This is a genomic window from uncultured Roseobacter sp. (genome assembly GCF_947492555.1).
Lineage (GTDB): Bacteria > Pseudomonadota > Alphaproteobacteria > Rhodobacterales > Rhodobacteraceae > Roseobacter.
On the sequence record NZ_CANLNE010000002.1, the window covers coordinates 379,559 to 391,710 of the forward strand.

General features: G+C 60.4%; 10 protein-coding genes. 2 read left to right on the top strand and 8 right to left on the bottom strand.

Annotation, left to right across the window (positions count from 1 at the left end):
* Nucleotides 1-31: 31 nt before the first annotated feature.
* Nucleotides 32-2,446: a DNA topoisomerase (ATP-hydrolyzing) subunit B gene (gyrB, locus tag Q1A07_RS08900; RefSeq protein WP_299779912.1), complete on the top strand. Its 2,415-nt coding sequence runs from the start codon at nucleotides 32-34 to the stop codon at nucleotides 2,444-2,446.
* A 19-nt stretch (nucleotides 2,447-2,465) separates the two neighbouring features.
* On the opposite strand, the gene Q1A07_RS08905 is transcribed toward gyrB, so the two are convergent.
* Both Q1A07_RS08905 and Q1A07_RS08910 read right to left on the bottom strand, forming a co-directional pair.
* Nucleotides 2,466-3,269 (bottom strand): enoyl-CoA hydratase, encoded by an 804-nt coding sequence (locus tag Q1A07_RS08905; protein ID WP_299779914.1) that lies wholly within the window; start codon nucleotides 3,267-3,269, stop codon nucleotides 2,466-2,468.
* Between the two features lie 71 nt (nucleotides 3,270-3,340).
* Nucleotides 3,341-4,285, bottom strand: a complete 945-nt coding sequence (locus Q1A07_RS08910; protein WP_299779916.1) for a fatty acid desaturase — start codon at nucleotides 4,283-4,285, stop codon at nucleotides 3,341-3,343.
* Between the two features lie 177 nt (nucleotides 4,286-4,462).
* Here Q1A07_RS08910 and Q1A07_RS08915 point away from each other — a divergent pair, with 177 nt between their 5' ends.
* Nucleotides 4,463-5,287, top strand: coding sequence for a helix-turn-helix domain-containing protein (locus tag Q1A07_RS08915; RefSeq protein ID WP_299779918.1), 825 nt, complete (start codon nucleotides 4,463-4,465; stop codon nucleotides 5,285-5,287).
* Nucleotides 5,288-5,289: 2 nt separating this feature from the next.
* On the opposite strand, the gene Q1A07_RS08920 is transcribed toward Q1A07_RS08915, so the two are convergent.
* The 6 genes from Q1A07_RS08920 to Q1A07_RS08945 all read right to left on the bottom strand — a co-directional run bounded on the left by Q1A07_RS08920 (nucleotide 5,290) and on the right by Q1A07_RS08945 (nucleotide 12,127).
* On the bottom strand, nucleotides 5,290-5,724 hold the full coding sequence (locus Q1A07_RS08920) for a thioesterase family protein (protein WP_299779920.1): 435 nt from the start codon (nucleotides 5,722-5,724) through the stop codon (nucleotides 5,290-5,292).
* A gap of 37 nt (nucleotides 5,725-5,761) precedes the next feature.
* Nucleotides 5,762-6,160, bottom strand: a complete 399-nt coding sequence (gene cueR / locus Q1A07_RS08925) for a Cu(I)-responsive transcriptional regulator (protein ID WP_299779922.1) — start codon at nucleotides 6,158-6,160, stop codon at nucleotides 5,762-5,764.
* A complete protein-coding gene (locus Q1A07_RS08930; protein WP_299779924.1) occupies nucleotides 6,157-8,412 on the bottom strand; it encodes a heavy metal translocating P-type ATPase in 2,256 nt (751 codons plus the stop codon). The genes cueR and Q1A07_RS08930 overlap by 4 nt, the downstream gene beginning before the upstream one ends.
* Before the next feature lie 64 nt (nucleotides 8,413-8,476).
* Nucleotides 8,477-9,988 carry a heme biosynthesis HemY N-terminal domain-containing protein gene (locus tag Q1A07_RS08935; RefSeq protein WP_299779926.1) on the bottom strand — a complete coding sequence of 504 codons (1,512 nt, stop codon included), beginning with the start codon at nucleotides 9,986-9,988 and terminating at the stop codon, nucleotides 8,477-8,479.
* A gap of 13 nt (nucleotides 9,989-10,001) precedes the next feature.
* Complete coding sequence (locus Q1A07_RS08940) at nucleotides 10,002-11,333, bottom strand: hypothetical protein (RefSeq protein WP_299779928.1); 1,332 nt, start codon at nucleotides 11,331-11,333, stop codon at nucleotides 10,002-10,004.
* Between the two features lie 68 nt (nucleotides 11,334-11,401).
* Nucleotides 11,402-12,127 carry a uroporphyrinogen-III synthase gene (locus Q1A07_RS08945; RefSeq protein ID WP_299779930.1) on the bottom strand — a complete coding sequence of 242 codons (726 nt, stop codon included), beginning with the start codon at nucleotides 12,125-12,127 and terminating at the stop codon, nucleotides 11,402-11,404.
* Nucleotides 12,128-12,152 lie beyond the last annotated feature (25 nt).

Here is a 12,152-nt window from a genome sequence, read left to right on the forward strand (position 1 = left end):
TAAAATACCAAAAATACGAAGGTGTAGCGGCATGTCCGACAACGAGCAATCGCCAGAAGAATATGGCGCCAATTCCATCAAGGTTCTCAAAGGCTTAGAAGCCGTTCGCAAGCGCCCCGGCATGTACATCGGGGACACGGACGATGGCTCTGGTCTGCACCATATGGTCTATGAGGTCGTCGACAACGGCATCGACGAGGCGCTGGCCGGTCACGCGGATGCCGTTACCGTTACCATTCATGAGGATTCTTCCGTTTCCGTCAGCGACAATGGGCGCGGGATTCCGGTGGGGATTCACGAGGAAGAAGGCGTCTCAGCCGCTGAAGTGATCATGACCCAACTGCACGCGGGCGGGAAATTCGACAGCAATTCCTACAAGGTGTCGGGCGGTCTGCACGGGGTGGGCGTGTCGGTGGTGAACGCGCTCTCTGACTGGCTGGAGCTGCGCATCTGGCGGGAAGGCAAGGAGCATGTTGCGCGGTTCGAAGGTGGTTTCACCACCAAGCATCTCGAAGTCGTGGGACCGACGGAGCGGACGGGCACCGAGGTGCGTTTCATGGCGTCGACGGCAACCTTTTCCAACCTCGAATACTCCTTTGACACGCTAGAAAAGCGTCTGCGGGAACTGGCCTTTCTGAACTCCGGCGTGCGGATCATTCTGGTGGACGAACGGCCCGCCGAAAACCTGCGGTCAGAGCTGTTTTACGAAGGTGGCGTCAAGGAATTCGTGAAGTACCTTGATCGCTCGAAATCCTCCGTGATGCCAGAGCCGATCTTCATCCAAGGCGAGCGCGACGAGATTGGCGTGGAAATCGCCATGTGGTGGAATGACAGCTACCACGAGAATGTGCTGCCCTTCACCAACAATATCCCGCAACGGGATGGCGGCACGCATATGGCGGGCTTTCGCGGCGCGCTGACACGGACGATCAACAATTACGCGCAGTCGAGCGGGATTGCGAAGAAAGAGAAGGTCTCCTTCACCGGGGATGATGCACGCGAAGGGTTGACCTGCGTGCTGTCGGTGAAGGTGCCGGACCCGAAATTCAGCTCCCAAACCAAGGATAAGCTGGTCAGTTCCGAGGTGCGCCCGGCGGTTGAGGGGTTGGTGAACGAAAAATTGGCCGAATGGTTCGAGGAAAACCCCAACGAGGCACGCATCGTCGTGGGCAAGATCATCGAAGCGGCGCAAGCGCGGGAAGCCGCGCGCAAGGCCCGAGAGTTGACCCGGCGCAAAACGGCGATGGATGTGAATTTCCTTGCTGGGAAGCTGAAGGACTGTTCCGAGAAAGACCCGTCGAAGACCGAGGTATTCCTTGTTGAGGGGGACTCAGCCGGAGGATCGGCCCAGACAGGCCGTGACCGGCAGACGCAGGCCATCCTGCCGCTGAAAGGGAAAATCCTGAACGTGGAGCGGGCACGGTTTGATCGGATGCTGTCCAGCCAGGAGATTGGCAATCTGGTCATGGCCCTGGGCACCGGCATTGGCCGCGATGAGTTCAACATCGAAAAGCTGCGCTACCACAAGATCGTTATCATGACCGACGCGGACGTGGATGGGGCACATATCCGGACGCTGCTGCTCACGTTCTTCTACCGGCAGATGCCGGAGCTGATCGAAAACGGGCATCTCTATATCGCGCAACCGCCGCTCTATAAGGTTTCGCGCGGCAAATCCGAAGTCTACCTGAAAGATCAGGCGGCGATGGAGGATTATTTGATCCACCAGGGCATTGAAGGAGCCATGCTTAAGCAAGGCAATGGTGAAGAAATCACCGGACAGGATTTGATGCGCGTTGTCGATCTCGCCCGCCAGATGCGCCGCGTGCTGGAGGCTTTTCCGACGCACTACCCGCGCCATATTCTGGAGCAGGCGGCGATTGCCGGTGCCTTTGCGCCCGGCGTGGTGGATGCGGATCTGCAAGGCACCGCAGACAAGGTCGCCGCCCGGCTGAACCTGATTGCACCCGAATACGAACGCGGTTGGCAGGGGCGGATCACGCAGGATCACGGCATCCGACTGGCGCGGATTCTGCGCGGCGTGGAAGAGGTGCGCACGCTCGATGGTCGCATCCTGCGCGGCGGCGAGGCCAAGCGGACCGGCAGCTTTACCCAGAGCCTGCAGGATGTCTACAACCTGCCCGCCACGCTGGTACGCAAAGACAGAACCCAGATGATCCTCGGGCCGATGGACCTGTTGGATGCAATCCTGCAGGAAGGCGAAAAGGGACTGTCACTGCAGCGCTACAAAGGTCTGGGCGAGATGAATCCCGATCAATTGTGGGAAACCACGCTGGACCCCGACGCGCGTACGCTCTTGCAGGTCAAGGTGGATGACATGGCCGAGGCCGATGATCTTTTCACCAAGCTGATGGGCGACGTGGTGGAGCCGCGGCGCGAATTCATTCAGCAGAACGCGCTGAGCGTGGAGAACCTCGATTTCTGATGAATAACCTTATTAGGGCCTAATCATCCGCCCATTCCGGCATTGGTTTCTTGCTGATGAAGGCGTCGATCCCCCGCTCAGTATCGCGCGCCATCATGTTCTCCGCCATGGCAGCGCCGGTGTAGGCGTAGGCAGATGCAAGATCCATATCTGCCTGATTATAAAACGCCTCCTTGCCGATTTTCACGGCCACGGGGGCCTTCCCGACGATCGTGACGGCCATCTTGCGGGTTGCATCAGACAATTCCGTCTCTGGCACAACGCTGTTGATCAATCCGATCTCTGCCGCCCTTTCCGCTGTCTGAAACTCCCCAAGCAGCAGCATTTCCATTGCCTGCTTGCGGGGCACATTGCGCGACAGCGCCACCATGGGCGTGGAACAGAAAAGTCCGATATTCACGCCCGACGTGGCAAAACGCGAGGTCTGCGCCGCGACGGCCAGATCGCAGGTTGCAACCAGCTGGCACCCTGCGGCGGTAGCAATACCCTGCACCTCGGCGATCACGGGTTGCGGCAGGGTGACGATGGACATCATCATCTTCGAACAGGTCTGGAAGAGCGTGTTGAAATAGGCTTTGCCACCATCCGCATCCTCCCGTCGGGCGGTCATTTCCTTGAGATTGTGACCCGCACAGAAATGCGCGCCCGCACCTCGCAGGATAACCGCGCGCACTGACCGATCAGACGCGATCTGGTCCAGTGCGGACTGCAGGGCGGCCAGCATGTCCTCTGACAGGGCGTTCATGGATTTCGGCCGGTTCAGAGTGATTGTCGCAATGCCGCCCGATTGATCCAGCAGAACTGGCGCGCTTGTATCTGTCATGGCTGAATATCCCTCTGATTCCGAATAGGCGGTATCAAAGCGGGAAGCCCGGCGCGACTACAAGCAAAATATCAGAGGTCTCGCACCGGGGATTTCATCGGGATGTCCTTCTCCATATGAAACGCCGGGTCCTGCCAGAGCAGATGCGGCACTGGATCCTTGGTTTTCAGCAGAAATAATCGCGCAATTTGCGTGTAGGAGCGATAGGCATAACCGCCATTGCGCTCCAGAAACGCGGAGCGACGTGCCATGTAATAGCCCTGCAGCCTGTACCACGGCAGACGGGGGCAGGCATGGTGCACCGCGTGCAGGTTGTTCTTGAGAAACAAGAAGGACAGCAGCCCACGGTCCTCAATGATCACGCTGCGGCAACGGGCGCGTTCGTGGGCGCGGTGTTCCAGAAACGTCCGTATCTTGAGAATCGAATGGCTGGCGTAGGCGCAGAGCAAGTAGAGCCAGACCGGCATATCTGCCATCCAGACCCACCAAATCAGGACAGGTACCAGGCCACAGAAATGAAAGACATATGCGTCTCTAACTTGGGGTTTTCCTTTTAAAATCGCATGAAAATCGTCCCTGTAAAAGGCAATCAGGGCGATGACGGGGCCGACCAACATGCGCCCTAGAAGCGTGTTGTTCCACGTGTAGATCGCGCGGCGCACCACACCCCAATCCGCCCAGACCGACGGATCGATGAAATTGCTTTCCGGATCATCGTAGGGATCGGTGAGCGCGGGATCGTGATGGTGCGCCAGATGTGTGTCGCGAAAGCGCGGGTAGGGAATGGCCAGTCCCAGCGCCGGAAAGACAAAGGCGGTGTTCAGCGTCTCGTTCCGAAACGGATGCCCGTGCAGCACTTCATGGCTGAAGGAGGAGTAAAGCGTCAGGGCGAGGGTGAGGAGAATGCCGGGAATCCAGGGTCCGAGTGCGTCGTAAGAGGTGGTGGATATCGTGAAACCGATATAGCACATCACACCAATGATTACGGTTGGCCATTCAATGGCAGGGGTAGTCACGTCAGGGGACTTCAATTTTTCCCTTTCTTTCAATGATGTGTGATGTGGCAATGTCCGCGCAATAGGGTGACGGAATTGGCAAATCTCGCAAGAGCGTGAATTTGCGTTGGATGCATTACTTTCGTCACGCTTTCATGATTTTGTTGTGTTTCCGCGCAACTGCTGGATACTCACAACATGGATAAACGTGATCTCTCCGCCCAATTCAAAGAGCGCCTAGAACAGGTGCTGGCGTCCCATCCCGCCGGTAAGGGGCAATTTCTGCGCGACGTCGGCATGGATCGGTCTGCGCTCAGCCAGTTTCTCAATCCCGACAGCGACCGCTTGCCCCGCGCTGAAACACTGCGCCGAATCGCGCGGGTCAGCGGGGTTTCGGTGGACTGGTTGCTCTGCCTCGAAAATGCGCCTGAAGGTCGCCAGGAGGTGGCGGAAAGTGTTCAAATCGAAAAAGCGGTACAGGCGGATGGATCGACGCCGCTTGACCAATGGCGCAGCGCCGCGTCGGGCTTCAAGCTGCGCTATGTGCCTTCGACTCTACCCGATATGGTCAGCCTTGCGCCCGAACCTGAGGCCGACGTGTCGGACGCCCGTGGTGGTGGGGTCGAGAACGTATTGGGCCAAATTTCACTGGATGACATGGATGTCGAAATTGCCATGCCGGTGCAGACACTGCAGGATTTATCCGCGCGCAGCGGGCTTTGGCGTGGGGCAGACCCGGAGCAATGTCGCGCGCAGCTTGCCTATATGGCGCGCGTGTGCCGCAAGAATTACCCGGCGCTACGGCTGCATCTTTATGATGGGACGCAGACGTTTTCCGCCCCGTTCACCGTGTTCGGCAAACAGCGCGTCGCGCTTTACATCGGCGACGCCTATCTGGTGATCAGCAGCCCGGATCAAATCCGCGGGTTCGCGAAACAGTTCGACAGGTTGGTGCGCCGGGCGATCGTGGGGGCCGACAAGGTGCATGAAATGCTGTCAGACCTCGCCGAAAAAGTGCGCTGACGTCAGTCGGGCAGTTGCGCCCCATCGTTCAGGTAGCTCGACATGCGGGACCTAATGTCTTCGGGCCAGGGGACTGGGCGTCCGGAGGCCATATGTACGTAAACCAACACCGGCGTCGCCGTCATGCGCAGCTGGTCACCACATCGCGCCTTGATGCTCAGGTGCGCGGACGTCCGACCCAGCCGCAGCACCGAGAGCGACCATGTCAGCACATCGCCCATCTTGCTGGGGGCGGTGAATTCCGCCCCGATAGAGACAGTTGGCACCCCATGCCCCGATTCCATGTGCATTTTCGAAAACGAATGGTGCAGGCCGCTATCGTGCCATTCCTCGACGGTCTGGTTCACCATTTCGAAGTAACGCGGATAAAAGACGATGCCCGCCGGGTCGCAGTGCTGGAACAGGACCTTGATGCGATGCTGGAAGATTTCACTCATGTCCGCACCCTGACGGGTCTGCGGCTGGCGTCAAGGGTCAAGCCTTGCTGCGATCTGCTGCCAGATCAGCGAGGATCGGGCAATCGGGCCGGTCGTTTCCAGCGCAGGCGTCGACCAGATGAGACAGTGTTGCGCGCATCTGGCCAAGTTCGGCGATCTTGCGATCAATCTCGCCCAGATGGGATTGTGCCAGCTTTTTCACATCCGCACTGGCGCGCGTCTGATCGTTGTAAAGCCGTAGCAGGTCGCGGCAGGCGTCTATGCCAAAACCCAAGGACCGCGCGCGCCCGATAAAGGCCAATTTATGTAGATCACTATCGGAAAACTGGCGATACCCATTGGCACTGCGCGCAGGCGCGATCAGGCCGATATCCTCGTAGTAGCGGATGGTTTTGACCGGCAGACCCGTGCTGCTGGCGACGTCTGAGATATTCATGCAATCCCCCTTTTCAATCCACGCAGGCGCAAGGCATTGCTGAGCACGAAGAGGCTGGACAGCGCCATCGCTCCAGCCGCCAGTTGTGGTGACAAGAGCAGACCAAAGCTGGCGTAAAGTGCGCCTGCTGCGACCGGAATAAGCGCGGTGTTATAGGCAAAAGCCCAGAACAGGTTTTGGCGAATGTTGCGCATTGCGGCTTGGGAGACCGACAGGGCCGTGCTGACCCCCCGCAGATCACCGGACATCAGCACGACATCGGCTGCACCGATGGCGATATCCGTCCCGCTGCCGATGGCGATCCCTACGTCCGCGCAGGCCAGAGCGGGCGCATCGTTGATGCCGTCACCGACAAAGGCAACCTTGATACCCCCTGACCGAAACGTCTCTAACGCAGCCGTTTTTCCCTGTGGCATGACACCAGCGACAACCTCGTCGATCCCGAGCCGGGCGGCCACGGCCTCTGCGGTTTCCTGTTTGTCGCCGGTGATCATGGCGACGCGCCGCCCCTGTTCCCGCAGTCTGGCGACCACATCCGCCGCGTTGGGCTTGATCTGATCGGACACCGCAATCAGAGCGGCGGGCTTGCTGTCTATGGCGGCAAAAAACACGGTTTTTCCCTGCGCTGCCAGTATGTGCCCCTGCCCCAGCGCGTCGCCGAAATCGATGCCCTCTTCCTGCATCAGGCGGTCCGACCCCACCAGAACCACATGGCCGTCTACCGATCCTCTGGCCCCCAGCCCGCTGAGCGCTGTCACGTCACGTGCGTCTGGAACCTGGGCGACATCCGAACGCGCAGCGTCGACGATCGCGCCCGCCACGGGATGTTCCACCCGCGCCTCCACTGCCGCCACCAGCGCCAGGGCATAAGCGCGGTCAAAATCACCCAAGGCCCTGAAGTCGGTCAACACGGGCTCACCTTTTGTCAGCGTGCCGGTTTTGTCGAATGCAATCAGATCCACATCCGCCAACGCCTGCAAGGCATCACCCTTGCGGAACAGCACCCCGAGTTCCGCAGCACGTCCTGTGGCCACCATGATCGACGTTGGCGTGGCCAACCCCATGGCGCAGGGGCAAGCAATGATCAACACGGCAACGCCCGCCACCAGCGCGTGTGACACCACCGGTTCTGGTCCGAAAACCAGCCAGATCACCACCGTCAGCGTAGCCAAGCCAAGCACTGCCGGCACGAACCAGAGCGTCACCCGATCAACCAGTGCCTGAATGGGCAGCTTCGCGCCTTGGGCCTCCTGCACCATGCGGATAATCCCTGCGAGCACGGTGTCGGCCCCGACCCTCTTGGCATCAAGGCGCAGGCTGCCGGGACCATTGATCGTGCCTGCCGTCACCGGGTCGCCGAGGGATTTTTCCACCGGCATCGGTTCCCCGGTGATCATGCTTTCATCGATGTGGCTGGCGCCTTCGGTGACCACCGCATCGACCGGCACCCGCTCTCCCGGACGCAGCAGGATGATGTCGCCGGGCACAATCTCGTCGACAGCGACGGTTTGCGCGACCCCGCCCCGCAGCACCTGCGCCGTTTTCGGTTGTAATTTCAGCAAGGACCGGATGGCCGCGCCGGTCTTGCCCTTGGCGCGCGCTTCCAGCCATCGGCCCAGCAGAATGAAGGTGATGATCACCGCTGCCGCTTCGAAATAGACCACCTGCGCAGCGGCAGGCAGCAACTCCGGCGCCAGAAGAACACAGAGCGAATACCCATAGGCGGCGGATGTCCCAACGGCGACAAGGCTGTTCATATCCGGTGCGCCTTTGCGCAGCGCCGACACACCGGTCACGTAGAACATCCGACCCGGGCCCAGCAAAACTCCTGTGGTGAGCAACGCCTGTAGCCACCAGCTTTGGGTCGTGCCAAGCGTACGGGCGATGAAGTGATGGAATTCGGGGACCATATGCCCGCCCATTTCCAACACGAAGACCGGAAGCGTCAAAAGCGCCGCAATCCATGTGCGTTTTCCAAGCGCGTCGGCCTGCGCGCTCTGGCGGTTGGCCTGATCATCCGCGTCGCGGCCCTGCAGGACTTTGGCAGGGTATCCGGCCTCCGTCGCCTGAAGCGCAAGGGTTTCCCCCGAAGGGCCATCGCCGCGCACATGCACGGTCGCCTCTTCCGTTGCGAGGTTGACGGCGACGTCAATGACACCCGGTACCTCTGCGAGGGCACGGTCCACACGTCCCACGCAGGAGGCGCACGACATGTTTTCAACGGTCAGTGTGATCTTTTGAGTGTCCAGCACGCGCAGGCCCCCGAAGCGGTTCAGGGATAGAGATAAGGCCTCCAGTTACTGGAAGGTCAAGACCTCAGGCGCGTTTCTCTTCCAGGGCGGGCTCACTCTCAACCACGTCGACATCAGTTACATCTGGCTCCAGAAGCTCCGCGTCTTCGATAACGTCATCCGCAGCATCGTCATCCGGTGCCTTGCTCACGTCATCTTCAACCGCGCCCACGATCAGCGGCAACATCTGCACGCCCCCGGGCATCGCCACTTCGGAAAGGGGTGGCGTCTTCCACGCCAGCGTGTCGAAGCTCTCGCAATTTTCGCAGATCGGCGCCCATTCCGCGTGGATATGCTGGCAATTGTCACAAATCCACTGCGGACCGCGTGACACAGTCAGCGCGCGCGCGAGCCAACCGCGCACCACCGCGTCATCTGCGCCCTCGCCTCGCTCGATAGCCGCCATCAAGGTCACAGATCGCGCGGTCGGATCTGTTTCCACCAGATCCCCAAGGGCGCGACGGGCTTCGGGGAAGTCCTCGTTTGCGATGTGAAGTTCGGCCAGCAGCATGCGCGTTTCAGGATGCTGCGGATTGCTGCGCGTCAGAGAGGCAAAGCGCTTCAGGCGCTGCTCCGACGTTTCGTCGGGTTCAATGGCGGCAAAGGCAGCGGCCAGATCAGGGTGCGGCGCCACGTCCCACGCTTTTTTCAGCAACCGCGTGGCAAGGCGGGGTTTGCCTTTTTCGATGTAGCTGTGCGCAGCCATGACCGCCGCCGGGATCAGATCAGGTGACAGTTTATTGGCCTCGATCGCCTTTTCCTGCGTCTCAATACCGCTGCCGTCCGACAAGACATCCTTGGCCTCGGACAAGGCCAGCACCGCATCGCGCCGTTTATGCACGTCGCGCGGCAGATTACCGTGCTTGAGCTTGGCGCTCAGCGTCTGGCGTGCGCCGGACCAGTCTTCTTTCTGCGCCTGCAGCCGCAACAACACGTCCTGCGTTTCTTCGTGCTTGGGTTTGATCGCAAAGGCTTTTTCCGCCAGTTTCAGCGCCGTTTCGGTATCCCCATCCGCCAGTTTCTGCTTGAGAATACCGCGCACGCCCACAAACCGCGTGGCGTCATTGGTCACCAGTTTCTTGTAGGTTTCCTCCGCCTTCTGCCGATCACCTGCCAACTCAGCCGCTTGCGCCGTCAGGAGGTTCGTCAGCTCCGGTTTGCCAAGATATTTCTCGGCCTTGGCCGCCTTGGTCATGGCCAGCCGCCCTTCACCGCTGGCCAGCGCCATCATCCCTTCGGAAAGCGCATCGAACCCTTTGCGCTCGCGATTGCGGTCAAAGTATCGCGACAGGGCCGTCTCATCTCCGTTCAGAAAACGCCATGTCGCCACCAGCAGGGACACCAGTTTGAGCAATACCCAGAGCGCCACCACCAGCACCGCGACGGCAATCACCGACTGCAGCGGGCCAAAGGTGTATTCGCTGCCCATGACGGTGACCTGAACACCGCCCTCGCTTTCCAACAGGTATCCGGCCCCGAGCGCCAGCAACGCGACAACACCGACAAAGAGGATAATCTTGATGAGGGACCAGAGCATGAATTCGTCTTCCTTAATTAACCGTCAGGCTGTCAGACAGAGCCTGAGCAGCGTCGCGCGCCTCTTTGCGGGCATTTGCCCCGTCCAGCCAGGTTTGCATCGCAGATTTCGACGTCTCAGGCAGCGCGGCCAATTCGGTCAGCGCTGTCTCCAGATCACCAGACCTGACCGCTGCTTCAGCCCGCGACAGCACCGCATCCGGGTCTGACCCCTCGCGCGGGGTAACAGAACGGGCGCTCAGTTGCCGCCGCAAAAATCCACCAATGCCCGCCACCTCCGATTCCGGAACGTCCGCCCGCGCGGCGGCCAATGCGGCCCGTGCGGCATCCGGGAAATTCTCTCGTAACGTCGTCATGCTGGGCACCCCTTCCGCCGCAGCGCTGCGCAGGGCATCCGGCACCTCAACGGGCGCTACTTCTTCGAGCGCGCCCAGGGCAGGCTCAAACGCCTCACCATTTTCCACGGCCGTCACAACCTGCGTCAGGGCGGCCCGTGCCAACAATCGCGCCGCTTCCGCGCTGGCCTGGGCATCCTGTTCAGCCAAACGCGCTTCGAGCGCCGCGATTGACGATTGCAAGGCTTCGATCTCGGCACTGTTGTCTACCGGCGGTGCGGTGGTCCCGGTTTCAGGGCGGGCTTCCAGCGCGTCAATCCGAGCCGTTTGGGCCTGCAGGGTGGACTGCATGGCCTCAAGCGCGCTGGAGACATCATCGAGGCCCGCGGTGATGGCATCACCATCCGGCACGGCGGCGGGGGGTGCGTTTTCGAGATCTTGAACCCGCGCGGTCAAAGCGGCGGTTTCTTCGGTCAGCGGCGTCAGATCGACCGGTTCCGGAAGATCGGCACGAGGGAAATATGCATCCAGCAAGTCGCCACGCCCCGCAATGAACCCGAGCATCGCCGCGACAACACCGCCAAACACCGCAGGCCAGAAACTGCTGCGGCGCGGGGCCGGCGCAGGCACCGGCAACGGGTGCTGCAGCACCGCCTGATCTTTTACATCCCGGGTCTCCGACGCATCCTCAGTCTGTTCATCATCCGTTTTTTCGGTGGCGTCCGGTTCGGAAACGGACCACGGCGCTTTGACCGCATCATCCTTTGCAGGCTCCTCAGGCGCGGTCTCATCCGCTTTCGCTGCGGCGGACGAGTCCTCTTTGGGTGTGTCAGCATCCGTGATCACATCCTGCGGGGCCAAGGTCTCGACCTCCGTCGATGGTTCTACCTTGGTCTCGGAGGCATCCTCTGCCCCGGTTCCTGCTGTCACATTTTCGGAAATATCGTTGCGCGTTTCACTTGCGGCTTGCTCCGGCGCGGTGTCGTCTTTTGGTTTTTTTGCTTTTGCCACAACATCCACCTTTTCGAATCTACCCCAGCGGCGCACCTAGGAACCTTACTCGCGCGCACCTCACTTCTTCAACCCAAGCTGATGCGCGCCATCACCTTTTCAAGGCATTTGACCACGGCCTGTGCGTCCGGCGCAGGCGCGACTTCCAACGAAGCGCAGCCTAGCTGCCCCATCGGTGCCGCAACGGCCTCGCTGAGCGCAACGATATGTGGACGCGCCCCTGCCGGGCATTCCTGCACAAACTGGGTGGCCGTGCGCGGGGAAAAAATCGGTACAATCACCGTTTTTGCCTGTTTCAGAAGGCTTTTGGCCTGTGCGGTGAGTGGTCTCAGTGCCTGATCATAGACCGTGACCCGCGTCACCTGCAGCCCGCCAGCGGTCAAACGTTCCGCAATCTGTCCCCGCGTGTGCCGCCCCGCGAGATGCCAGAGCCTTACAGCAGGCGGCGCCGCCAACATGGAAGAGACCAGCGCGTCCGCAGTCTGACCACAAAACACGCTCTCCCATCCTGCTGCGCCTGCCGCCTCTGCCGTGCGCTGACCGACGCAAAAAGCCTGCCTGCCCTGCCCGTCTGGTGCGTGTTGAACGCCATTCGCAGAGGTAAAAATCACGGCCTCGCCGGGGCCAATCTCAAAATCTGCGCGCTCGGGCACAATTTCGACAAGCGGGCTTTCGATTACCTCGAGACGCTTGGACAATGACACGGGCAATTGCGCCACAAATCGCGCATTCGCCTCAACCGGGCGGGTCATGATCAACGGTATGGGGGCGGTGCCCATGAAAACCCTCGGCATTGTTTGCGGCCCCCTACGGTGTTAC

Coding starts and splice junctions, on each gene's coding strand:
- Q1A07_RS08905 (WP_299779914.1), bottom strand. CDS start 3,269: ATGACAGATACAAGCGCGCCAGTTCTGCTGGATCAATCGGGCGGCATT.
- Q1A07_RS08945 (WP_299779930.1), bottom strand. CDS start 12,127: ATGCCGAGGGTTTTCATGGGCACCGCCCCCATACCGTTGATCATGACC.
- Q1A07_RS08915 (WP_299779918.1), top strand. CDS start 4,463: ATGGATAAACGTGATCTCTCCGCCCAATTCAAAGAGCGCCTAGAACAG.
- gyrB (WP_299779912.1), top strand. CDS start 32: ATGTCCGACAACGAGCAATCGCCAGAAGAATATGGCGCCAATTCCATC.
- cueR (WP_299779922.1), bottom strand. CDS start 6,160: ATGAATATCTCAGACGTCGCCAGCAGCACGGGTCTGCCGGTCAAAACC.
- Q1A07_RS08935 (WP_299779926.1), bottom strand. CDS start 9,988: ATGCTCTGGTCCCTCATCAAGATTATCCTCTTTGTCGGTGTTGTCGCG.
- Q1A07_RS08920 (WP_299779920.1), bottom strand. CDS start 5,724: ATGAGTGAAATCTTCCAGCATCGCATCAAGGTCCTGTTCCAGCACTGC.